The organism is Streptomyces sp. NPDC019531 (assembly GCF_044903305.1).
Lineage (GTDB): Bacteria > Actinomycetota > Actinomycetes > Streptomycetales > Streptomycetaceae > Streptomyces.
In genome coordinates, this window is record NZ_JBJDQL010000017.1 from 56706 (window position 1) to 79436 (window position 22731).

Below are 22731 nucleotides of genomic sequence, written 5' to 3' on the forward strand. Positions count from 1 at the left end.
CCCTCCTCAGTCGCAGTCGCGGCAGATCGGCTGGCCGTTCTTCTCCCGGGCCAGCTGGCTGCGGTGGTGCACCAGGAAGCAGCTCATGCAGGTGAACTCGTCCTGCTGCTTGGGCAGCACCCGGACGGCCAACTCTTCGTTCGAGAGGTCCGCTCCGGGCAGTTCCAGGCCTTCGGCGGCCTCGAACTCGTCCACGTCCACGGCGGACGTCGACTTGTCATTACGCCTGGCCTTGAGCTCTTCAAGGCTGTCCGAGTCGACGTCGTCGTCGGTCTTGCGTGGGGTGTCGTAATCCGTTGCCATGTCGCTCTCCCCCTCTGGGTGTCTGCGGTGTCTCCAGCGCACGTAACGCGTGAGAGGCCGGACTTGTGCCCGACCCGAGGCGGAGATTTTGCCTCACATCAAGGTCTGTTACTCAATCGACACCCAACCGGACTCCTCTTTAGTGATCGGGTTGGATGGCGATCGGGACCGTACACGGTCCGAATCCCGCACTTCAAAGGCGTCTCACCGTGTACTTCCCGTGATCAGGACCCCCGAAAACCCGGATTTTCCCGGCTTTCCGACAGGGTGCATGATCACTGAGAGTAGATGGCTGGAAAATCTCCCTTGTGATCGATCACACACGGAATGGTCCTGTCGGTGCCTTGGAAATTCCGCGCAAAGCGAACATCCCCGTGTGTGGGTCTCAGTGCGGGGGCCATGATCTCAGACCGGCAGGGTGACTCGCATCACGAGTCCACCCCCTTCGCGCGGCTGAGCCGTGATGTGCCCGCCGTGCGCCCGCGCCACGGACCGCACGATGGACAGTCCGAGGCCGACGCCCTTGTCGCTGCCGGTGCGGTCGGCGCCGCGCAGCCGCTTGAACGGTTCGAAGAGATTGTCGACCTCGTACGCCGGCACGACCGGGCCCGTGTTGGACACCGTGAGCACCGCGTGGCCGTGCTGGACCTCCGTGGTCACCTCGACCCAGCCGTCCTCGGGCACGTTGTAGCGCACGGCGTTCTGCACGAGGTTCAGGGCGATGCGCTCCAGCAGGACGCCGTTGCCCTGGACGACCGCCGTCTTCTGCTCGCCGCGGATCGCCACGCCCTTGGCCTCCGCCTCGCCGTACACCTGGTCGACCGCCTGCTCGGCCACCTCGGCGAGGTCCACCGGCTTGCGCTCGACGATCTGGTTGTCGCTGCGGGCGAGCAGCAGCAGGCCCTCCACGAGCTGTTCGCTGCGCTCGTTGGTGGCCAGCAGCGTCTTGCCGAGCTGCTGGAGCTCCACCGGCGCGCCCGGATCGGACAGGTGCACCTCCAGGAGCGTGCGGTTGATCGCCAGCGGTGTCCGCAGTTCGTGCGAGGCGTTGCCGACGAAGCGCTGCTGGGCCGTGAAGGCCCGCTCCAGGCGCTCCAGCATGTCGTCGAAGGTGTCGGCCAGTTCCTTGAGCTCGTCGTCAGGGCCGTCCAGCTCGATACGGCGGGAGAGGTCCGAGCCGGCCACCGCGCGCGCGGTGCGCAGGATCCGGCCGAGCGGTGACAGGACCCGCCCCGCCATCGCGTAGCCGAAGGCGAAGGCGATGATCGCGAGGCCCAAGAGCGCCAGCAGCGAGCGGCTGAGGAGGTCGTCCAGGGCGTGCTGGCGCTGGTCGTTGACGCACCTGTCCATCGCCTTGTTCATGACCTCGGAGGTGCCGCTCGAGGGCAGGTTGCTGCAGATGTCGCTGGTGACACTGCCCGTGGTGATCTTGAAGGGCAGTTCACTGCCGACGTTCAGCGCCTGGGCGGCGATCAGGTAGATGATCGACAGCAGCAGGATGCCGGCGATCAGGAACATACCGCCGTACAGCAGGGTGAGCCTTATGCGGATGGTCGGGCGCAGCCAGGGCAGCGGCGGCGCCGGCCTCCTGGGGTCCCAGGTGGGCTTGGGGGGCGCCTGGGGAGGCGCGGGAGTCGAGGCCACGGGATCAGATCCGGTAGCCCGAGCCGGGGACCGTGACGATCACCGCGGGTTCGCCCAGCTTGCGGCGCAGGGTCATGACGGTCACCCGCACGACGTTGGTGAAGGGGTCGGTGTTCTCGTCCCAGGCCTTCTCCAGGAGCTGCTCCGCGGAGACGACGGCGCCCTCGGAGCGCATCAGCACCTCCAGCACGGCGAACTCCTTGGGGGCGAGCTGGACCTCCTTGCCGTCGCGGAACACCTCGCGGCGATTGGGGTCGAGCTTGATCCCGGCGCGTTCCAGGACCGGCGGCAGCGGCACGCTGGTCCGCCGGCCGAGGGCACGCACGCGTGCCGTCAGCTCGCTGAACGCGAAGGGCTTGGGCAGATAGTCGTCGGCGCCGATCTCCAGGCCCTCGACGCGGTCGCTGACGTCGCCTGAGGCCGTGAGCATCAGCACGCGCGTGGGCATACCGAGTTCGACGATCTTGCGGCAGACGTCGTCGCCGTGGACGAGGGGGAGGTCACGGTCGAGGACGACCACGTCGTAGTCGTTGACGCCGATGCGCTCCAGGGCGGCCGCACCGTCGTACACGACGTCGACGGCCATGGCCTCCCGGCGCAGTCCGGTGGCCACCGCATCGGCGAGCAGTTGCTCGTCCTCGACGACGAGTACGCGCACGTCGCTTGTCCTTCCTGTGTCCACCCGCGTAGCGCGCTCAGGGCACGCACGGGCAGGCGTTCGGGTGAGTGTTGGCCTCCATCCTGCCCTTTTCGGCCATAAGTCGGCTGTAAGGCGGGTGAGGGGCAGCTGAAAGACGGGTGTGAGAGCGGGAATGCGGGATTTTCTCGCGTGGTTGAGGTTTCCGTCGGAGGGAGCGGGGGGAGGACGGCTTTACACCCCGCGATCACGCTCTGCATGTGCCGTACCACCATGCGGCACGACGCGATCCCGCTTGTGCAGAGCGGGCGTGGGTGTCCGGCACCGTCGCCGCCCGGCAGGGCAGCGCTGGGCACCCGCAAGAGACGTGATCGCCCCTTCCGAACGGCACACCCCCGTGCCACCGACTCACGACCCAGGACGAGGGGGCGCAGCATGGACGCATTCACCGCAGGACTTCTGCAGCGCATAAGGGCGACCGAGACCGACCTGACGCGGGCTCGCAACGAGGGCGACGACTTCCTCGTCGAGGTGGAGCAGGGCGAACTCGACGACCTGCGCCGTCTCGCCGCCGAACACGGTGTGGAGGTCGGCGCCTAGCGTCTGATCGGCTTCGCGGCACGACGGCGGACCCCCGGCGAATCCAGCGCCGGGGGTCCGCCGCGTCCGAGCACGAACCTGTCAACCGTGGGTTCGTACGGAGTCGGCCTGTCAGTCGTGCCAGGCTCCGAAGTCCTCCAGGAGCCGCTGGAGGGGCTCGAAGACGCCCGGGGTGCCCGCGACCGTGAGGGCCAGGTTCGGGCGTTCTCCGGGGCGTCCACCGGTCAGGGCGCCCGCTTCTCGGGCGATGAGGTCGCCCGCGCCGTAGTCCCAGGCGTTGAGGCCCCGCTCGTAGAAGCCGTCGAGGCGGCCCGCCGCCACGTCGCACAGGTCGATCGCCGCCGAGCCGCCGCGCCGGATGTCACGAAGGAGCGGGATCAGCTTCCCGGCCACCTCGGCCTGGTGGGTGCGGACCTCGGTGACGTAGTTGAAGCCCGTCGAGACCAGGGCGTGTTCCAGGGGCGGGGAGGGACGACAGGCCAGCCTTCGCTCGCCCTCCCAGGCGCCCGTGGCCCAGGCGCCCGCACCGCGGACCGCGTGGTACGTCTCCCCGCGCATCGGCGCCGCGACCACCCCGACGACGGTCTCACCGTCCTGCTCCGCCGCGATGGAGACGGACCAGGTCGGCAGTCCGTAGAGGTAGTTGACCGTGCCGTCGAGCGGGTCGATCACCCAGCGGATGCCGCTCGTGCCCTCGGTGGCGGCGCCCTCCTCGCCGAGGAAGCCGTCGTCCGGGCGGTGCTCGGAGATCAGGTCGGTGATCAGTTTCTCCGCCGCGATGTCCATCTCGGTCACCACGTCGATGGGGCTGGACTTGGTCCTGGCGACCGCGAGGTCGGCCGGACGGCCGTCCCGCAGCAGGGTGCCGGCGCGACGGGCCGCCTCCTGGGCCAGCTGAAGCAGTTCGGCGTGCAGGGGGTCGGTCACGGGGCTCCTCATGCGTACGGGCTGTCGACGCCCGCGGCGGCGGGCTTGGTGGCGCGGGCCGGGCAGCAGCCGACCGGGCAGATGTTGTGGTCGGCTCCGAGGGCGCCCAGGACGCAGGGCGTGACCTCCTGGCCGCGCTCCACCGCGGCGCGCTCCAGGACCAGGTCCCGGACCGCGGCGGCGAACCGCGGGTCGTCGCCGACGGTCGCCGAGCGGCGCATCGGCAGACCCAGCTCCTCCGCCTTGGCCTTGGCCTCCGTGTCGAGGTCGTAGAGGACCTCCATGTGGTCGGAGACGAAGCCGATGGGGGCGATCACCACGGCCGGGACACCGGACTCGTGGCGCTCCTCCAGGTGGTCGCAGATGTCGGGCTCCAGCCACGGGATGTGGGGGGCGCCTGAGCGCGACTGGTAGACGAGCTGCCAGGGGTGGTCGACGCCGGTGCGCTCGCGGACGGCGTCGGCGATCAGCCGGGACACCTCCAGGTGCTGCGCGACGTACGCGCCGCCCTCGCCGTGGCCCTCCACCGGGCCCGAGGTGTCCGCGGAGGCGTTCGGGATGGAGTGGGTCGAGAAGGCGATGTGGGCGCCGTCGCGGATGTCCTCGGGGAGCTCGGCGAGGGATTCGAGCACCCCGTCGATCATGGGCTCCAGGAAGCCGGGGTGGTTGAAGTAGTGCCGCAGCTTGTCGATCTTCGGCAGCTCCAGGCCCTCGGCCTGAAGGGCGGCCAGCGAGTCCGCGAGGTTCTCGCGGTACTGGCGGCAGCCCGAGTAGGAGGCGTAGGCACTGGTGGCGAGGACCAGGATGCGGCGGTGGCCGTCGGCGACCATCTCGCGCAGGGTGTCGGTGAGGTAGGGGGCCCAGTTGCGGTTGCCCCAGTAGATCGGCAGACCCAGGCCGTGCTCGGCGAAGTCCTTGCGGAGGGCGTCGAGGAGGGCGCGGTTCTGGTCGTTGATGGGGCTGACCCCGCCGAACAGGAAGTAGTGCTGTCCGACTTCCTTCAGGCGTTCCTTGGGGATGCCGCGCCCCCGCGTCACGTTCTCCAGGAAGGGGACCACGTCGTCCGGGCCCTCGGGGCCTCCGAACGAGAGCAGGAGCAGGGCGTCGTAGGGGGTGGCGTCGAGCGCGTCTCGCATGGGTCGATCCTGTCATCCGGTACTGACAGCCGGGAAACGGCGGGGTGACCACCCGGGTTCCCGGACCGTCCGAGCGGGTGCGTTAGGGTCACCTCACTCGTAAGCTGTATGAGCTGCGCTGACGCCTTACCCGAGCCTTTGCGCCCCTCTTTGCCGCCAGCCGCCTCAGCTGCCCCTGCCCGACCGGAGACCCCGTGCCCAGCCCCTACCGCGCCCTGTTCGCCGCCCCCGGCTCCAAGGGCTTCTCCACGGCGGGGTTCCTCGGCCGGATGCCGCTGTCGATGATGGGCATCGGCGTGGTGACGATGGTCTCCCAGCTCACCGGGCGCTACGGCCTGGCCGGCGCCCTCTCGGCGACCATCGCGCTGGCCGCGGCGGTGGCGGGTCCGCAGGTGTCCCGGCTGGTGGACCGGTACGGGCAGCGGCGGGTGCTGCGGCCCGCGACCCTGATCTCGCTCGTCGCGGCGGCGGGGCTGCTGTTCGCCGCGCACTACGGCTGGCCGGACTGGACGCTGTACGTCTTCAGCGCCGGCATCGGGTGCGTGCCCAGCATCGGCGCGATGATCCGCGCACGCTGGGCAGCCCTGTACCGGGGCACCCCGCAGCTGCACACCGCGTACTCCTTCGAGTCCGTCGTCGACGAGGTCTGCTTCATCTTCGGGCCGATCATCTCCATCGGTCTGTCGACGGCCTGGTTCCCGGAGGCCGGTCCGCTGCTCGCCGCCTGCTTCCTGGCGGTCGGCGTCTTCTGGCTGACCTCGCAGCGGGCCACCGAGCCGGCCCCGCACCCGCGCGAGCACCACGACGGCCGTACGGCTCTGCGCGCGCCGGGCCTGCAGGTCCTGGTGGCCACCTTCGTGGCGACCGGAGCGATCTTCGGGGCGGTGGACGTGGTCACCGTGGCCTTCGCCGACGAACAGGGGCACAAGGGCGCCGCGAGCCTCGTGCTGGCCCTCTACGCGGCGGGTTCCTGCGTCGCGGGCCTGGTCTTCGGGCTGTTGCGCTTCACAGGAACCCCAGAACCTCGCTGGCTGCTGGGCATATGCGCGATGGCCGTGAGTATGATCCCCCTCCTACTGGTCGGAAACTTGCCGTTTCTGGCCGTGGCGCTGTTCGTTGCGGGTCTGTCCATCGCTCCGACGATGATCACGACGATGTCCCTGATCGAGCAGCACGTACCACGCGCGCAACTGACCGAGGGCATGACCTGGATCAGCACCGGCCTTGCGGTCGGCGTCGCGCTCGGTTCCTCCATCGCCGGCTGGGTCATCGACGCGGCCGGTGCGCGGGCCGGGTACGGGGTTCCGGCGGTGTCCGGCGCCGTCGCGGTCGCGGTCGGTTTCCTGGGGTACCGCCGGCTCAGCAGGCCGGCTCCACGTCGGGGAGGCACTGTTGAGCACGGCAGCGAGCGCGAAGAACGGCACGTGGCGTAACTGGGGCGGCAATGTCGCCGCGCGTCCCGCGCGGGAGGTCACGCCGGCCTCGGTCGACGAGCTGGCGGCCGCCGTACGGAAGGCGGCCGAGGACGGTCTGAAGGTGAAGGCCGTCGGCACCGGGCACTCCTTCACGGCCATCGCCGCCACCGACGGAGTGTTGATCCGCCCTCAACTGTTGACCGGCATCCGCAAGATTGATCGCGATGCCATGACGGTCACGGTCGAGGCCGGCACTCCGCTCAAGAGGCTCAACATGGCTCTCGCGCGCGAGGGTCTGTCGCTCACCAACATGGGCGACATCATGGAACAGACGGTCTCCGGGGCCACCAGCACCGGCACCCACGGCACCGGCCGCGAGTCCGGCTCGATAGCCGCCCAGATCAGGGGCCTTGAGCTGGTCACGGCGGACGGCTCGGTGCTCAGCTGCTCCGAAAAGGAGAACCCCGATGTCTTCGCGGCCGCCCGGATCGGCCTGGGCGCGCTCGGCATCGTCACCGCGATCACCTTCGCCATCGAGCCGATCTTCCTGCTCACGGCCCGCGAGGAGCCCATGAGCTTCGACAAGGTCACCGACACCTTCGACGAACTCTGGGCCGAGAACGAGCACTTCGAGTTCTACTGGTTCCCGCACACCGGCAGCACCAACACCAAGCGCAACAACCGCAGTGCGGGCCCCGAGAAGCCGGTGCCGCAGGTGAAGGGCTGGATCGAGGACGAGTTCCTCTCCAACGGCGTCTTCCAGGTGGCCCAGTGGGTGGGCCGAGCGGCGCCGGGCACGATCCCCTCGATCGCCCGTATCTCCAGCAAGGCGCTGTCCGCGCGGACGTACACCGACATCCCGTACAAGGTCTTCACATCGCCCCGCAGGGTGCGTTTCGTGGAGATGGAGTACGCCGTTCCGCGCGAGGCCCTCGTCGAGACGCTGCGTGAGCTGAAGAGGACGGTCGACCGCTCCGGACTGCGGGTCAGTTTCCCCGTGGAGGTGCGCACCGCGCCCGCCGACGACATCACGCTGTCCACCGCGTCCGGCCGCGACAGCGCGTACATCGCGGTCCACATGGTCAAGGGGACGCCGTACCAGGCGTACTTCACGGCCGCCGAGCGGATCTTCACGGCGCACGAGGGGCGCCCGCACTGGGGCAAGGTGCACACGCGGGACGCCGAGTACTTCGGCGGGGTCTACCCGCGCTTCGGCGAGTTCACCGCGCTCCGGGACCGGCTGGATCCCGACCGGCGCTTCCAGAACGACTACCTGCGGCGGGTGTTGGGGGCGTAGCGGGGCGAGAAGCGGACGTACGCGCGAAGGCGGCAGTTCCGTTTCTGGCGATTCCGTGACGTACGCCACCTTCAAGATCCCGAGAACCGCTCAACGGACGGCCGGGTGTCATTTCTTGAACGAAGTTGAGTGGCGCGGCAATCCACGCACGTGGCCCGGATGGAGTACTGTTGCGAGCCCTGGGTCCGGTCTCCCGCCAGGGCGTCCGTGGCCTTCAAAGGGCGCCAGGAGGGGGCTAGTTGCACAGGGTGACGGAGTTGGTCACTTAGCGTTGCGAATAGGTAACCGTGCCATAACGGCGATCCAGGGCCCGTGCCCGACACGCCGGGCAACTCGGCAAGGTTGTGGCAGGCTGCACCCGGGCAGGCCACACTCGACTAGCGGAAGCAGCGACGCACGTGACGTCGGCAGGCACCACCCGGGAGGTCCCCATGCCCGAACTGCGTGTCGTGGCCGTCTCGAATGACGGCACACGGCTGGTGCTGAAGGCTGCCGACTCAACGGAGTACACGCTTCCGATCGACGAGCGACTGCGCGCTGCGGTGCGTGGCGACCGTCCCCGCCTCGGTCAGATCGAGATCGAGGTCGAAAGCCATCTCCGTCCCCGCGACATCCAGGCGCGTATACGCGCGGGTGCCACCGCGGAAGAGGTAGCCCAGCTCGCAGGTATCCCCGTAGACCGTGTACGGCGCTTCGAGGGCCCTGTGCTCGCCGAGCGCGCCTTCATGGCCGAACGAGCCCGCAAGACCCCGGTCCGCCGGCCCGGCGAGAACGCCGGACCGCAGCTCGGCGAGGCCGTGCAGGAGCGGCTGTTGCTGCGCGGCGCCGAGAAGGACACCGTCCAGTGGGACTCCTGGCGCCGTGACGACGGCACCTGGGAGGTTCTGCTGGTCTATGCCGTCGCGGGCGAACCGCACTCGGCGAGCTGGACCTACGACCCGCCCCGGCGGCTCGTCCAGGCCGTCGACGAGGAGGCGCGCTCGCTGATCGGCGAGTCCGACGACCTCTCCGCTCCGGAGCCCAGCTTTCCGTTCGTACCGCGCATCGCCCGGCTGCCGCGCGACCGGCCGCTGGACCGCGCGCTCGACCGGCCGAGCCTGCCCCCGGCCGAGCCCGTCGAGGAGGCCGTCGGTGAACGGGACTCGCTGACCAGCCTGTTGGAGGCGGTGCCGAGCTTCCGGGGCGACATGGTCGTACCGGAGCGGCCGTCCGAGACGGCGACCGTGGAGGAGCCGCCCGCTCCGGAGGAGCCCGAGGTGGAGGAGCCGCCGGCCCCTGCGGCCTCGGCCGGTTCCGCCTACGCGGACGTCCTCATGCCGCGTTCCGTGGCCAGCCACCGCGACCGTCTCATCGGCGCGACCGACCGCCAGGCCGAGGCCGACGGTGTCCGTCCGGGCCGCCGGGCGGCGGTCCCGAGCTGGGACGAGATCGTGTTCGGCACACGCAGAAAGAAGCAGGAGTAGTCAGTTGTACGAGGATGAGGGCCGCGCTCGTGGAGTGCGGCCCTTTCCCGTCGTACGGCGTGGGGATTACTGGGGATCCGGGCCCACGGCGACCGGTCGCGCCGGGTCCGAGGACCACTCCGACCAGGAACCGACGTACAGGGCCGCCGGAATGCCCGCGACCGCCAGAGCCAGGACCTCGTGGGCGCCGGAGACTCCGGAGCCGCAGTAGACGCCGACCTCGGAGTCGTCGGTGGCACCGAGGGCCTTGAAGCGGGCGTTCAGCTCCTCCGCGGGCAGGAAGCGGCCGTCCGGGCCGACGTTGTCCGTGGTGGGCGCGGACCAGGCGCCCGGGATGTGGCCGCCGACTCGGTCGATCGGCTCCACCTCGCCCCGGTACCGCTCCCCCGCGCGCGCGTCCAGCAGAACCCCCGCACGGGCCAGCGCCGCGGCTTCGTCGGCGTCGAGGAGGCCCGTCGCGCCGGGCACCGGCTCGAAGTCGCCCTCGGCGCGAGCGGAACCGGGCAGGGAGGACTGGAGTCGCCCCTCCCAGGAGGTCAACCCGCCGTCGAGGACTCTCACGTCCGGGTGACCCGTCCAGCGCAGCAGCCACCACGCGCGGGCGGCCGCCCAGCCCTGTCCGCCGTCGTACACGACCACCGGCGTCCCCGCTGAGACTCCCGCCCGGCGCATCGCGGCGCCGAACTCCGCGAGGTCGGGCAGGGGGTGCCGCCCACCGGTGCCGGCCGGGCCGGCCAGCTCCCGGTCCAGGTCGACGTAGACCGCGCCGGGGATGTGCCCGGCCGCGTACTCGGCCCGGCCGTCGAAGGGCGGCTCGCCGGCCGCCTTGGCCACGCTCAGCTGCCAGCGGACGTCGAGCAGGACGGGCGGGTTCGGGCCCGCGAGGGCGCTCGCCAGTTCGGATGCGGAGATGATGGCGTTCATGGCCACCATCCTTGCGCACGGGGTGGCCGCATCCGCCGTGTCCGGCTACTCTGCTCCGCCGGACAGGCCCGATCACGAGGCGTACGGGAACGGGCACATGCTGTACAGCCGATCGCCATCCGTCCGCCATCGCACGGCAACGGACAGACAGCCGCGCGGCAGGCAATCTCGGGGCACGGGAGGCCCTGCCGAACCCGCCTTCGAGTACGGGGACGCGGCGCGCCCGGAGCGCGCGGCACCACGGGTGGTGCGAGCATCGGCACGGAGGTCCGGACGGCGGACACGACACGGCCCGCACGAAGGGCCGAGGAGAGAGTGACGATGACCGAGGCAAGGGGGTCGACCGCCCCACCCGCTCGGCACACGCCCGGTACACCCTGCTGGGTGAGTCTGATGGTGCACGGGATGGCCGCGACCCAGGAGTTCTACGGATCGCTGTTCGGCTGGGAGTTCGTGCCGGGACCGCAGCAGCTGGGGCCCTACGTCCGGGCACTGCTCGACGGCCATGAGGTCGCCGGGATCGGCCAGCTGTCGCCCGACCGCCGGCTGCCGGTCGCCTGGACGCCCTACCTCGCCTCGGACGACATCGACCTGACGGCCAAGACCGTACGGCTGTGCGGCGGCACGGTGGGAGTGGGACCGCTGGACGCCGGTGAGGCGGGCCGCCTGGTCATCGGTTCGGACCCCTCCGGCGCCGTGTTCGGTGTGTGGCAGGCGGCGGCGCACCTCGGCACGTCCGTCGCGGGCGTACCGGGCACTCCGGCCTGGCACGAACTGCTCACCTACGAGACCGTGGGCGTCGCCAAGTTCTACGAGACGGTGTTCGGCTTCGAGGAGGAGCCTGTGGTCTCCGCCGACCTCGACTACGTCACGCTCCACGCCGGCGGCCGCCCGGCGGCGGGCCTCCACGGCGTCGGCCACAGCCTCCCCCGCGACCGGGGACCGCACTGGATGACGTACTTCGAGGTGGCCGACGCGGCCGCGGCCACCCACCTCCTCGTCGACCTCGGCGGCCATGTCCTGCGCCCACCGCACGACAGCCCGCACGGCCGCGTGGCCACGGTGGCGGACCCGGAGGGGGCACGCTTCTCGCTGATCGAGAATCCGCACTGAGGACCGATCCTCGGGTCGCCGCCGGCGCCTTGAGGGAGGACGGTCAGTCCGTCACCTCGGCTCCCCTCCCGTCCGCGCCAGTTCCACCAGTCGCTGCACCGTCTCCGCCGGGCTCGGCATGGACGCCATCTCGCGGGCCGTGTCGCGGGCCGCGGTGCGCAGCTCCTCGTCCGTGAGGAGGCGGTCGATCAGCTCGGTGGTCAGGTCCGCGGGGCCGTCGGGTACCAGGCCGCAGCCCCGTTCCCGTACCGCCGCCGCGTTCGCCGGGCGGTCCGCTCCCTCACCGAGGACGATCTGGGGCAGGCCGGCGTCCAGGGCCGTGAGGGTCGTACCGGAGCCGCCGTGGTGGACGACGGCGTCGCTGTGGGAGAGAAGGGCGCCCAGCGGCATCCAGTCCACCGGCCTTACGTTGCCCGGGAGTTCGCCAAGGTCGGACAGGTCTCCGCCGCCCAGCGCGAGCACGAACTCCGCGTCGGTCCCGCGGGCCGCGTCCACGACCCACTTGACCGGTGAGACGCCGTCCACGACGGGACGGACCGTGCCGAGTGTGACCGTGATCCGGGGCTGGGAGCGGTCCGCGGTGAGCCAGTCGGGCAGTCTGCCGCCGCCGTTGTAGGGGACGTAGCGCATGAACCAGCGGCGCGGTTCGGCGGTGGTGCTCATGCTCGGCGGGGCGATGTCCAGCCAGGCGGCAACCGGCGCGGGGCCCGGCAGTCCGTGCCTCTCGTACGCCGGTGCCAGGGTGTTGTTGATCATGTGGACGTGTGCCGACGTATGGCCGAATCCCACCGCGTGCAGAACCGAGGGGATCCCGGCGCGGGCCGCCACCAGTTGGCCGGCCACGCCCAGCGGGGTGTGGACGACGAGGTCGGGCCGCCAGGAGTCGGCGAGTTCGACCATGCGGTCGGCCATCTCGTCGCTGAAGAAGGAGAATCCGCCGCCCCGGGAGCCCTTCGGCGCCTCGCCACGCTCGCCCGGGCCCGGCGGCCTGCGGTCCCCCTTCGCCTTCTCCATGCGCGCGTAGAGCGCGTCGGGGTCGATGCCCGGCGCACAGTCCACGGCGATCAGACCGGCATGTTCCGCATGACCGACGGCCGCGCCGCACGTGGCGACGAGGACCTCATGACCGGCGGCACGCAGCGCGTGGGCCAGCGGAACCATGGGATAGAGCAGCCCGAAGAACGGCGGGCCGGCGAACAGGACGCGCATGGTTTCCTCTTTCGCCCTGCGCACGGTCTGCGTCAACCTGCGCAGGAGTGGGGGAGTTGAGGCATGACAGGAAGGCAGTCGGCAAAATCGTCAACACTGCGACTTAGGTTAGCCTAAGCTAAGAACATGTCCACCGGATCACCCCCACACCCGGGTGGAACGCGACGGCTCGCCGCCGCCTGCCGCCACCACCCCGGACTTCTGACCGCCCTCGTCCTCGGCTCGGTCCTCGGCACCGGCCTCGAAGCCTTCGGACCGCTCATCGCCGGCATCGCCGTGAACGACGCCGTGGCCGGACACACGCATCGGGTCGCCGTCCTCGTCGGCATCCTGTGCGCCCTGGCCGTCGTACAGTTCGGCGCCGAGTTCACCCGCCGCTTCTTCGCCGGGAAACTCGCCCTCGCCGTCCAACACGGCCTGCGCACCGCCGTGTTCGGTGCCGTGCAGCGCTACGACGGCGTGAAGCAGGACGAGTTGCGCACCGGCCAGGTCGTCTCCCGCGCCAACAGCGATCTGACGCAGATCCAGATCATGCTCGGCATGCTGCCCATCCCGATCGGCGTCACCGCGCAGTTCGCCGTCGCGGTCGTGGCCATGCTGTGGCTGTCCGCGCCGCTCACCCTCATCACCCTGACCGTGGTCCCCGCGCTGGCCTTCACCGCGGCCCGCAGCCGGATCCGCCTGGTCCCCGCGACCAGGGACGCCCAGGCACAGGCGGCCACGATCGCCGAGCACGTCGAGGAGACCGTCACCGGGGTGCGGGTCGTCAAGGGCTTCGGCCAGGAGGACACGGAGACCGAGCGGATGGCCCGTGCAGCGCGGGGCCTGTTCGCCCGCCGGGTCGTTGTCGCCCGGCTCCAGGCCGGGGCCACCGCCACCATGTCCGCGCTGCCCGCGGCCGGCCAGGTCGGCGTCCTCGCCCTCGGCGGCTGGCTCGCCCTGCGCGGCAGCATCGACGTCGGCACCTTCCTCACCTTCGCCAGCTATCTGACCCTGCTCTCGGGCCCGGCCCGGCTGCTCGCCAACTTCACCGTCACCGCGCAGCAGGCCCGCGCAGCCTCCGAACGCGTCCACGAACTCATCGACGCCAAGCCCGACATCACCGACCACCCGCACGCCAAGGACCTGCCCGAAGGCCCCCTGGAACTCGAACTCCAGGACGTCACCTTCGGGTACGCACCCAGCGATCCGGTGCTCAAGGGCGTCTCTGTCACCGTCCGCCCGGGCGAGACCCTCGCGGTCGTCGGCCCGCCCGGTTCCGGCAAGTCCACGGTGTCCCTACTGGTCAGCCGCTTCTACGACCCCCAGGCGGGCCGTGTCAGGATCGGGGCGCCCGGGGAGACGACCGACCTGCGCATGCTGCGGCTCGCCTCCCTGCGCGCGGCCGTCGGCAGCGTGTTCGAGGACCCCTTCCTCTTCGCCTGTTCGATTCGGGACAACATCGCCCATGGCCGCCCCGAGGCGACCGACGCCGAGGTGGAGGCCGCGGCCCGCGCCGCCGACGCGCACCGGTTCATCAGCGCGCTTCCCGAGGCGTACGACACCGAAGTGGGCGAACGCGGCATGTCCCTGTCGGGCGGGCAGCGGCAGCGCGTCGCGCTCGCCCGCGCCCTGCTCACCGATCCGCGCCTGCTCGTCCTCGACGACGCCACGTCCGCGGTCGACCCGGCCACCGAGGCCGTCATCCACAACGCCCTGCGCACCGCGGCCGAGGACCGCACCACCCTCCTGATCGCCCACCGCCGCTCCACCCTCGACCTCTCCGACCGCATAGCCGTCCTGGACGGCGGCCGTCTCGTCGACGTCGGCACCCAGGCCGAACTCACCGAGCGCTGCGCACTGTTCCGCGAACTGCTCGCGGGCCCGAGCGGCAGCCTCGACGAACGCGTGGCGCCCGTGTCGCACGACGCCACGGAGGACGGCGTCACCCCCGAACTCTGGCCCCCGGTCGCCCCGAAGGCGCCCGACACCGTTTCGGACGACCAACCCGCCCTCGACGAAGAGGAGTTGCGCACCTCCACCGAGCCGGTGAACCTCCGCCGCCTGCTGCGCCCCGTCCGCGGCCCCCTCCTCCTCGGCCTCGCCCTGCTCGCCGTGGACACGGTCGCCGCCACCGCACTGCCCCTCCTCGTACGGCACGGTCTGGACGACGGCGTGGCCGAGAGCGACGGCGGCGTACTCGCCCTGTGCGCCGTGCTCGCCGCGGTCGCGGTCGCGGTCAGCTGTCTCGCGCTGAACAGCCAGTCCCGCGTCACCCGCCGCTCCGGCGAGCGGATCCTGTACGGTCTGCGGGTACGCACCTTCGCCCAACTCCAGCGTCTCGGGCTGGACTTCTACGAGCGTGAGCGCGGCGGTCAGGTCATGACCCGGGTCGTCAACGATGTCGACGCGCTGTCCCAGTTCCTCCAGAACGGGCTGCTCACCTCCGTAGCCTCGCTGGCCACGATCACCGGCGCGGTGTGCGCCATGATCGCCGTCCACCCGCCGCTGGCCCTGGCCGCGCTGGCGCTGCTGCCGCTGGTCCTCGGCGCGACCTTCGTCTTCTGGCGGCTGTCTTCGGCGGCCTACGACGAGGCACGCAGGCGGATCGGCGAGGTCAACTCATCGCTCCAGGAGAACGTCAGCGGGCTGCGCACCTCCCAGGCACAGGGCCGCGAGCAGGGCGCCGCCCGCGACTTCGACAAGCTCTCCGACACCTACCGGACATCCCGGCTGCGCGCCCAGCGATACGCCTCGGTCTATTTCCCGAGCATCAACCTCACCGCCGAACTCTCCCGCGCACTCGTCCTGTTGGTGGGCGCGCACCGGGTGGCGTCCGGTGACCTCTCCCCCGGTGTGCTGGTCGCCTTCATGCTCTACCTGGGCATGTTCTTCTCACCGATCCAGCAGCTGTCCCTCACCTTCGACAGCTACCAGCAGGCCTCCGTCGGTCTGCGCCGCCTCTTCGAACTCCTGCGGGCCACACCCTCCGTGCCGGCGCCCATCGATCCGGACGCACTACCCGAACGGCTCATCGGCGAGATCGAGTTGCGGAGCGTCGGACACACCTACCCGGGCGCCGACCGCCCCTCGCTCAGCGGCATCGACCTGCGCATCGCCCCCGGCGAGACCGTCGCCCTGGTCGGCACCACCGGCGCCGGGAAGTCCACGGTCGTCAAACTCCTCACTCGCTTCTACGACCCCGGCGAGGGCAGCGTCCTCGTCGACGGCACCGACCTGCGCCGTTGGCCGGCCTCCGGGTACCGCCGGCTGATCGGCTATGTCCCGCAGGAGGCCCACCTGTTCAGCGGTGACATCGCCTCCAACATCCGCTACGGCAGGCCGGATGCGACCGACGCCGAGGTGGAGGCCGCGGCCCGGGCCGTGAGTGCGCTGGAGGCGGTCGCCGCGCAGCCGCACGGGTTCCGGCAGCCCGTCGGCGGGGGCGGCAGGGCCCTGTCGGCCGGTCAGCGCCAGCTGATCGCGCTGGCTCGCGCCGAACTCGTCGATCCCGCCGTGCTGTTGCTCGACGAGGCCACGTCCTCACTCGACCCGGCCACGGAGGAGGCGGTCGCGCTGGCCGGCGAACGGGCGGCTCAGCGTCGTACCACTGTCGTCGTCGCCCATCGCATGACGACGGCGGCACGCGCTGACCGGATCGTGGTGCTCGAAGGCGGACGGATCGTCGAACAGGGGCCGCACGAGGAGCTGTTGGCGGCCCGCGGGGCGTATGCCCGGCTGTGGAACCACGGGGCCGAGGATTCGACGCTGTCGGGAGCGGCCCGGCCGTGAGGGGGGTGGGGCTGGGGAGCGGCCCGGCCGTGAGGGGGGGGTGGGGCTGGGGAGCGGCCCGGTCGTCAAGGAGCCCGGTCCCGGAAACACCCCGGCCCTCAGCGAGCCGGGGCTCGCAAACAGCCCGGCGCCGCGATCGGGGCGGGTCTCGGGGAGCGGCCCGGCCTCAAGGAGCCCGGACTCGGGAACACCTCGGCCCTCGGCAAGCCCGGGGCGGCGATGGCCCGCGCTCGGGCAGCCTTTCGCGGTTCCGTGGTCGGTGGTGCGGGTCCGTGGCGGTGGTGGCGGTTGGTGCGCCGGCGCAGGGCCGATGGCGGCGGGACATCCCGCCCGGCCTCGGAGCAGCCCGGCTACGAGCGAGACGACTCGCGGGAACCCTCAGCCGCCAGCCCGTCCCGGAAGCACCACCGCCCCTCAACAAGCCGGGCCTCTCGACCAGACCGGCTACAAGCCAGACGGCCCTCGGCAACCCCCCAGCCGCCAAAGAGCCCGGTCCCGGAACACCCGGCCTCGCAAACAGCCCCGCTGCGAGCGAGACGGGTCCGGGAGCGCCCCGTTCTGAGGACGTCAGGTCAGAAGCGCGCCCCGGGCGGCGGAACCGGTAGTACGTCCGGGGACAGTGCCGCCGCCCGGGCCGTCGCCGCGGTCATACGGCGGCGGTGGTGCCGTCGGCACAGGACCTCGTAGCCGATGTCGTCGCCCTGGTCGACGTCCCCGACGACGACCTGGGCGCCCTCGACGACCATCTCACCGCTTATCGTGCGGGCGTTGTGCGTGGCACGGGCTCCGCACCAGCACAGGGCCTCGACCTGGAGGACCTCGACCCGGTCGGCCAGTTCGACGAGGCGCTGGGAGCCGGGGAACAGCTTGGAGCGGAAGTCCGTCGTGATGCCGAAGGCGTAGACGTCGAGGTCCAGGTCGTCGACCACGCGGGCCAGCTGGTCGATCTGCTCCGGCACCAGGAACTGTGCCTCGTCGGCGATCACGTAGTCCGCGCGGCCGCCCTGGGAGAGGTGGTCGACGAGGTAGGCGTACAGGTCCTGGCCGTCCTCGACCTCGACCGCGTCCGTGACCAGGCCGAGCCGCGAGGACAGCTTGCCCTCGCCGGCCCGGTCGTCACGCGTGAAGATCATGCCGGTCAGGCCGCGCGCCGAGCGGTTGTGCTCGATCTGGAGAGCCAGCGTCGACTTCCCGCAGTCCATCGTTCCGGAGAAGAACACCAGCTCGGGCATGGAAGGTCGAGCACCTTTCGGTTTTCATGGAGGACCCGGCCGGGTCTGCGTCAGGAGCGTACTTCGAGCAGCGGGACCAGCTGCTCGGCAGGGGTCATCGAACCGTGGTTGCCGACCATCGCCGACTCCTTCGGCTCCCGCTCGGAAGCGACGATGAGCACGTCGTCGCGGGCAGCGGCGACCACGTCGCCGATCCGGCCGAACACCCGCTCGTCGAAGCGGTCCGGCGGCCCGAACCAGCCCGCCGCGATCGCCTCGTCCCGGGAGGCGATCCAGAACTGCTCCCCGAGGACCTCGCGCCAGCAGGTCAGGACGTCGCTCGCGGCGCCAGGGACGGCGTAGACATGGCGGGCGCGGCCCTCGCCGCCCAACAGGGCGACCCCGGCGCGCAGTTCCCAGTCCTCGTCGAAGTCGATGCGGTGTTGCTCGTCGAACGGGATGTCGACCATGCCGTGGTCGGCGGTGACGTAGAGGGCGCTGTTCGGTGGCAGTTGCTCGGCCAGGCGCTGGACCAGCCGGTCCACGTACATCAGTTGGCCGCGCCAGGTGTCGGAGTCGACACCGAAGCGATGGCCTGCGCCGTCGACCTCGGCGTAGTACGTGTAGACCAACGAACGGTCAGCGGCGGCCAGTTGCTCTGCCGCCAGATCCATGCGCTCCTCACCGGACAGCCGCCCGTGGAAGGCGCCGCCGCTGAGCGCGACCTTGGTCAGCGGGGTGTTCTGGAAGGTGGGCGAGGTGACCTGGGCCGCGTGCACCCCGGCCTGGTCGGCGAGTTGGAAGACGGTGGGGTAGGGCTGCCAGACCTGCGGCTTGGTCCAGGGCTGCCAGCGCAGCTGGTTCATCAGCTCGCCGGTGGCCGGGTTGCGCACGGTGTAGCCGGGCAGGCCGTGGGCGCCGGGTGGCTGTCCGGTGCCGACGGAGGCGAGGGAGGTCGCGGTGGTTGCCGGGTAGCCGGTGGTCAGGGGGCGCCCGGTGCCGCCGCGCGAGGTGGCGAGCAGGGAGGTCATGAAGGGCGCCTCGTCCGGGTGCGCCCTCAGCTGCTCCCAGCCGAGGCCGTCGATCAGGAACACGCAGTTCCGGTCAGCGGGCGTGAGCTCGGGAATCGCGGCGGTCATGCCCGGTACGGCCATCCCGGCGGCCAGGGTGGGCAGGAGGTCGGCGAGGGAGCCGGTGCCGTACTCGGGGACGGGGGCGGTGTCGAGGGCGAGGGGTTCCGGGTGGTCCCAGGCGGCGGGCTGCGCCATCAGCGGGCGACGTCCGCGGTCGCCTCGGAGATGGCCTGGGCGAAGACAAGCGCCTGGCGCACGGTGTCCTCGCCGTCGCCGGCCTCGCTGACCCGCAGGCTGAGGTCGTCGGCCGTGGAGCTGCCGGTGTAGCCGTGGTCCGCCTCGCAGTTGGGGTCGCCGCAGGCGGCGGGCTCCAGGTCGATACGGGAGACGGCACCCCAGCCGATGGTCAGCACGACCTCACGGGGCAGGGTGCCCGGCTGGTACTGCTCGGGGTTGGCGACCACCCGGCTGACCACGACCGACGAGATCCGGCCAAGCTTCACGGACTCGGTGGAGGTGGTGGCGTACGGCGTCGGGGACGTACTGTCCGCGGCCTGCTCGTCGGTGTGGCTGACGATGAAGCGGTTGCCGGTGAGGACGAGCACGGTCACGTGCCGCCGCACCTCGTTCTGGTCGAACGTCGTCTCCTGGTGGACCAGGTACGACCGGATGGGCTCGCCGCCCAGCGCGGCCTCCACCGCCTCGGCCACGAGGGCCGGGTAGTAGCCGCTGCGCTCGATCGCCGCTCGCAGCCCCTGGGTCGTCGTACTGGTCTTGGCCATGACGTCCATCCTACGGTGGACCACTGACTGCGAGGCACCGCTCGCCGCAGCTCAGTACGCGGGGAGGGTCCGCGGGCCGAGGTCGTCGCGGGCGGGCGGCGGCGCGAGCCGTACGGAGGCGCCGAGGACGCTCAGGCCGCGCGAGGCGACGACGACCGGCTCCAGGGTGACGGCGACGACCTCGGGATGGCCGTCGACCAGCCGGGACACCCGCAGCAGGAGCTCTTCCAGAGCGGGCGTGTCGACCGGTGTGGAGCCCCGCCAGCCGAACAGGAGCGGTGCGGTCCGGATCGAGCGGACGAGGGTGGTCGCCTCCCGGTCGGTGACCGGAATCAGCCGGTGCGCGGTGTCGCCGAGCAGTTGCGAGGCGGCCCCGGCGAGCCCGAAGGAGAGCACGGCGCCGGCGGCGGGGTCGATGACGGCCCGGATCACCGTGTCCACCCCGCGTGGTGCCATGCCCTGCACCACGGGCCGCAGGTCTTCGGGCGGGCCGAACAGCTCGGTCAGCTCCGCGTACGCCCGCCGCAGCTGCTCCTCGTCCGCGAGATCGAGGCGTACGCCACCGAGGTCGGCACGGTGGCGCAGGTGCGGGGCGGTGGCCTTGAGGGCGACCGGGTAGCCGAGGGTGCGGGCGGCCTCGGCGGCGGCGTCGGGGGTGGGGGCGGGCAGTGCGCGGTGGACCTGGACGCCGTACTTGCCGAGCAGGTCGCAGGTCTCCTCGGTGCCGAGGGTGAGGCCCTGTCCGCGCGTGAGCAGGCCGTCGATCAGGGACGCGGTGCCCTTCTCGTCGATGTTCTCGTATTCGGGCACCTTGCCGGGTTCGGCGGCCTCCCGGCGCCACTGGGCGTACTGCACGGCGTCGGCGAGGGCGCGCACCGCGCGTTCCGCGGCGGGGTAGGCGGGGATGAGGCGGGGGGTGGTGGCAGGGGCGGGCTGGATTCCGGGGGCTTGCGTTCCTGGGCTGGTCGGTGCCTGGGCAGGGGCCTGGGCTCGCAGTCGGTCCAGAGCGCGGAACGGATGGTCGGCGCGGACGGCTCCGGACGCCGAGGCCGGAGAAGGCCTCGCAGATCCGCCGGCGGTCCGTGCCGCGGCGCCCGTCGCGCCCTGGGCCACGGTCCCGGGCGCCGTCGACGGTGCCGTGCTCGTCGCGGCCGACAATGCCTCCGCGAGGCCGCCCAGTTCGACGTGCACCACCAGCACCGGCTTGCCCGGCACCTGTTCGGCCGCCGTGCGCAGCGCCTCCGCCAGGGCCGCGTCCCCGGTGGACCCCGCAGTGCCGGAGGCCGAGGCGATGCCCTCCCCCACGGCCGGGATCGCCGTCACGATCACCGCGTCGCAGCCGTCGTCCGCCAACGCGCGCGCGAGGGCGGCGTGGAAGTCGTCCGGGGAGGCGGCCGTGGTCAGGTCCAGAGGGTGCGTCGGCCTTAGTCCTTCGGCCATGCACGCGTCGTACGTCAGCAGCCCCAGCGACTCGGAGTTGCCCAGGATCGCCACCTTGGGCCCTGTGGGCAGCGGCTGGCGGGCCAGCAGCAGGCCGGTGTCCACCAGTTCCGTGATGGTGTCGACGCGGATCACACCGGCCTGCCTGAGCAGCGCGGACACCGTGGCGTGCGGCAGCCGCGTGGCGCGGACCGCGTGGCCCTGCGGGGCGGTTCCCGACCCCTGCACGACGACCAGGGGCTTCGCCGCCGCCGTACGCCTGGCGAGGCGGGTGAACTTGCGGGGGTTACCGATGGACTCCAGGTACATGAGGACGACGTCGGTGTCCGGGTCGTCGTACCAGTACTGCAGGACGTCGTTGCCGGAGACGTCCGCGCGGTTGCCGGAGGAGACGAAGGTGGAGACGCCGGTCACGCCGGTGACCCCGCCGCCGCGCCGGTGCAGCCGGGAGAGCAGGGCGATGCCGATGGCGCCGGACTGGGCGAACAGGCCGATCCGTCCGGGGCGGGGAGTCTCGGGGGCCAGTGAGGCGTTCAGCCGGACGTCCGGGTTGGTGTTGATGATTCCGAAGGCGTTCGGGCCGATGATCCGCATGCCGTACGCGCGTGCGTGCCGCACGAGTTCACGCTGGCGCTCGCGACCTTCGGGGCCGCTCTCGGCGTACCCGGCGGAGAGCACGACGAGGCCCTGCACGCCGTGTGCCCCGCACTCGGCGACGACCTCGGGGACGTGCTCGGCCGGTACGGCGACCACCGCGAGGTCGACCGGACCGTCGATGTCGCGCACCGAGCGGTGCGCGGGGATGCCGTCGAGCTCCTTCTGCTCCTCGGGGAGCGCCTTGTTCACGGCGTGCAGACGGCCGGTGAACCCGGCGTCCCTGATGTTGCCGAGGACGCTGCGGCCCACGCCGCCCGGGGTGCGGCCGACGCCGACGACGGCGACGGAGCCGGGGGTGAGCAGCCGCTGCACGGACCGCGACTCGGCCCGCTGTTCGCGCGCGTACTGCACGGCGAGCGAGCGGTCGGTGGGCTCCAGGTCGAACTCCAGGCGTACGACACCGTCCTCGAAGCTGCGCTTCTGGGTGTACCCGGCGTCCATGAACACCTTGATCATCTTGACGTTGGCGGGCAGCACCTCGGCGGCGAAGCGCCGGATGCCGCGCTCGCGCGCGACGGCCCCGATGTGTTCGAGGAGAGCGGAGGCCACGCCGCGCCCCTGGTGGGCGTCCTGGACGAGGAAGGCGACCTCGGCCTCGTCGGCGGGGGCCGAGGCGGGCATGCCGTCCTCGCCGATGCGGTCGTAGCGTACGGTGGCGATGAACTCGCCGCCGACCGTGGCGGCGAGTCCCACCCGGTCCACAAAGTCGTGGTGCGTGAAGCGGTGGACGTCCTTGGCGGACAGGCGTGGGTAGGGCGCGAAGAAGCGGTAGTACTTCGACTCGTCCGAGACCTGCTCATAGAAGCTGACCAGGCGATCGGCGTCGTCGACGGTGATGGGCCTGATGCGCGCGGTGCCGCCGTCGCGCAGCACCACGTCGGCCTCCCAGTGGGCGGGGTACTCATGCCGGTCCGACGCGCTCTGCATGGGCCCCAGAGTACGGCTCGCGTACGACAACGGCGCGAGGCAGCCTGTGGGGTACGGGCGGGAGCGCACAAGGGCTCGCCAGGACGGAAGTCGGACCGAGGCCGCGGTCCGACTGCTCACCCCGGAAGGGACTTCGGGTCCTTACCGGAGACGCTTCACGTGTGGGAAACTGGTCTAGACAACCCTGAACACCGAAGGGCAG

Annotated in this window: 17 protein-coding genes; 6 read left to right on the plus strand and 11 right to left on the minus strand. The window is 71.4% G+C overall.

The window, feature by feature from the left end:
* Positions 1 to 6: 6 nt before the first annotated feature.
* The 3 genes from ACI2L1_RS21085 to ACI2L1_RS21095 form a co-directional block, all read right to left on the minus strand.
* A complete protein-coding gene (locus ACI2L1_RS21085; protein WP_005481602.1) occupies positions 7 to 303 on the minus strand; it encodes a DUF4193 domain-containing protein in 297 nt (98 codons plus the stop codon).
* A 405-nt stretch (positions 304 to 708) separates the two neighbouring features.
* A complete protein-coding gene (locus ACI2L1_RS21090) occupies positions 709 to 1947 on the minus strand; it encodes a sensor histidine kinase (RefSeq protein WP_404740861.1) in 1239 nt (412 codons plus the stop codon).
* 4 nt (positions 1948 to 1951) lie between these two features.
* Complete coding sequence (locus tag ACI2L1_RS21095) at positions 1952 to 2605, minus strand: response regulator transcription factor (RefSeq protein ID WP_030605557.1); 654 nt, start codon at positions 2603 to 2605, stop codon at positions 1952 to 1954.
* Between the two features lie 414 nt (positions 2606 to 3019).
* Between ACI2L1_RS21095 and ACI2L1_RS21100 the strand changes: the two genes are divergently transcribed.
* Positions 3020 to 3184: a hypothetical protein gene (locus ACI2L1_RS21100; protein ID WP_330263955.1), complete on the plus strand. Its 165-nt coding sequence runs from the start codon at positions 3020 to 3022 to the stop codon at positions 3182 to 3184.
* Between the two features lie 111 nt (positions 3185 to 3295).
* Here the strand turns inward: ACI2L1_RS21100 and ACI2L1_RS21105 are convergent, their stop codons facing one another.
* Complete coding sequence (locus ACI2L1_RS21105; RefSeq protein WP_404740862.1) at positions 3296 to 4111, minus strand: inositol monophosphatase family protein; 816 nt, start codon at positions 4109 to 4111, stop codon at positions 3296 to 3298.
* A gap of 8 nt (positions 4112 to 4119) precedes the next feature.
* Positions 4120 to 5247: a ferrochelatase gene (locus tag ACI2L1_RS21110; protein WP_404740863.1), complete on the minus strand. Its 1128-nt coding sequence runs from the start codon at positions 5245 to 5247 to the stop codon at positions 4120 to 4122.
* Between the two features lie 194 nt (positions 5248 to 5441).
* Between ACI2L1_RS21110 and ACI2L1_RS21115 the strand changes: the two genes are divergently transcribed.
* The 3 genes from ACI2L1_RS21115 to sepH all read left to right on the plus strand — a co-directional run bounded on the left by ACI2L1_RS21115 (position 5442) and on the right by sepH (position 9422).
* Positions 5442 to 6680 (plus strand): MFS transporter, encoded by a 1239-nt coding sequence (locus ACI2L1_RS21115; protein ID WP_404740864.1) that lies wholly within the window; start codon positions 5442 to 5444, stop codon positions 6678 to 6680.
* The gene (locus ACI2L1_RS21120; RefSeq protein ID WP_404740865.1) at positions 6640 to 7959 is read left to right on the plus strand and encodes a D-arabinono-1,4-lactone oxidase; all 1320 of its coding nucleotides are present in this window, start codon (positions 6640 to 6642) and stop codon (positions 7957 to 7959) included. The genes ACI2L1_RS21115 and ACI2L1_RS21120 overlap by 41 nt, the downstream gene beginning before the upstream one ends.
* A 431-nt stretch (positions 7960 to 8390) precedes the next feature.
* Positions 8391 to 9422, plus strand: a complete 1032-nt coding sequence (sepH, locus tag ACI2L1_RS21125) for a septation protein SepH (RefSeq protein ID WP_404740866.1) — start codon at positions 8391 to 8393, stop codon at positions 9420 to 9422.
* Positions 9423 to 9488: 66 nt separating this feature from the next.
* Here sepH and ACI2L1_RS21130 read toward each other — a convergent pair whose 3' ends face one another.
* On the minus strand, positions 9489 to 10346 hold the full coding sequence (locus ACI2L1_RS21130; RefSeq protein WP_404740867.1) for a sulfurtransferase: 858 nt from the start codon (positions 10344 to 10346) through the stop codon (positions 9489 to 9491).
* Positions 10347 to 10667: 321 nt separating this feature from the next.
* On the opposite strand from ACI2L1_RS21130, the gene ACI2L1_RS21135 reads away from it, so the two are divergent.
* Entirely contained in the window at positions 10668 to 11459 is a 792-nt protein-coding gene (locus ACI2L1_RS21135) for a VOC family protein (RefSeq protein WP_404740868.1), read from the plus strand.
* 51 nt (positions 11460 to 11510) lie between these two features.
* Here the strand turns inward: ACI2L1_RS21135 and ACI2L1_RS21140 are convergent, their stop codons facing one another.
* Positions 11511 to 12668, minus strand: coding sequence for a nucleotide disphospho-sugar-binding domain-containing protein (locus ACI2L1_RS21140; RefSeq protein WP_404740869.1), 1158 nt, complete (start codon positions 12666 to 12668; stop codon positions 11511 to 11513).
* Positions 12669 to 12794: 126 nt separating this feature from the next.
* On the opposite strand from ACI2L1_RS21140, the gene ACI2L1_RS21145 reads away from it, so the two are divergent.
* On the plus strand, positions 12795 to 16439 hold the full coding sequence (locus ACI2L1_RS21145; protein ID WP_404740870.1) for an ABC transporter ATP-binding protein: 3645 nt from the start codon (positions 12795 to 12797) through the stop codon (positions 16437 to 16439).
* Between the two features lie 572 nt (positions 16440 to 17011).
* Here ACI2L1_RS21145 and ACI2L1_RS21150 read toward each other — a convergent pair.
* From ACI2L1_RS21150 to ACI2L1_RS21165, 4 genes are read right to left on the minus strand one after another with little or no spacing between them, the layout of a single operon-like run.
* The gene (locus ACI2L1_RS21150; protein ID WP_404740871.1) at positions 17012 to 17671 is read right to left on the minus strand and encodes a thymidine kinase; all 660 of its coding nucleotides are present in this window, start codon (positions 17669 to 17671) and stop codon (positions 17012 to 17014) included.
* 50 nt (positions 17672 to 17721) lie between these two features.
* Positions 17722 to 18918 carry an alkaline phosphatase family protein gene (locus ACI2L1_RS21155; RefSeq protein WP_404740872.1) on the minus strand — a complete coding sequence of 399 codons (1197 nt, stop codon included), beginning with the start codon at positions 18916 to 18918 and terminating at the stop codon, positions 17722 to 17724.
* Entirely contained in the window at positions 18918 to 19505 is a 588-nt protein-coding gene (locus tag ACI2L1_RS21160; RefSeq protein ID WP_404740873.1) for a DUF5998 family protein, read from the minus strand. Before ACI2L1_RS21160 ends, ACI2L1_RS21155 begins: the two co-directional genes overlap by 1 nt.
* Positions 19506 to 19556: 51 nt before the next feature.
* Positions 19557 to 22529, minus strand: coding sequence for a GNAT family N-acetyltransferase (locus ACI2L1_RS21165; protein ID WP_404740874.1), 2973 nt, complete (start codon positions 22527 to 22529; stop codon positions 19557 to 19559).
* Positions 22530 to 22731 lie beyond the last annotated feature (202 nt).

Coding starts and splice junctions, on each gene's coding strand:
- ACI2L1_RS21085 (WP_005481602.1), bottom strand. CDS start 303: ATGGCAACGGATTACGACACCCCACGCAAGACCGACGACGACGTCGAC.
- ACI2L1_RS21100 (WP_330263955.1), top strand. CDS start 3,020: ATGGACGCATTCACCGCAGGACTTCTGCAGCGCATAAGGGCGACCGAG.
- ACI2L1_RS21110 (WP_404740863.1), bottom strand. CDS start 5,247: ATGCGAGACGCGCTCGACGCCACCCCCTACGACGCCCTGCTCCTGCTC.
- sepH (WP_404740866.1), top strand. CDS start 8,391: ATGCCCGAACTGCGTGTCGTGGCCGTCTCGAATGACGGCACACGGCTG.
- ACI2L1_RS21130 (WP_404740867.1), bottom strand. CDS start 10,346: ATGAACGCCATCATCTCCGCATCCGAACTGGCGAGCGCCCTCGCGGGC.
- ACI2L1_RS21135 (WP_404740868.1), top strand. CDS start 10,668: ATGACCGAGGCAAGGGGGTCGACCGCCCCACCCGCTCGGCACACGCCC.
- ACI2L1_RS21140 (WP_404740869.1), bottom strand. CDS start 12,668: ATGCGCGTCCTGTTCGCCGGCCCGCCGTTCTTCGGGCTGCTCTATCCC.
- ACI2L1_RS21145 (WP_404740870.1), top strand. CDS start 12,795: ATGTCCACCGGATCACCCCCACACCCGGGTGGAACGCGACGGCTCGCC.
- ACI2L1_RS21150 (WP_404740871.1), bottom strand. CDS start 17,671: ATGCCCGAGCTGGTGTTCTTCTCCGGAACGATGGACTGCGGGAAGTCG.
- ACI2L1_RS21155 (WP_404740872.1), bottom strand. CDS start 18,918: ATGGCGCAGCCCGCCGCCTGGGACCACCCGGAACCCCTCGCCCTCGAC.
- ACI2L1_RS21160 (WP_404740873.1), bottom strand. CDS start 19,505: ATGGCCAAGACCAGTACGACGACCCAGGGGCTGCGAGCGGCGATCGAG.
- ACI2L1_RS21165 (WP_404740874.1), bottom strand. CDS start 22,529: ATGCAGAGCGCGTCGGACCGGCATGAGTACCCCGCCCACTGGGAGGCC.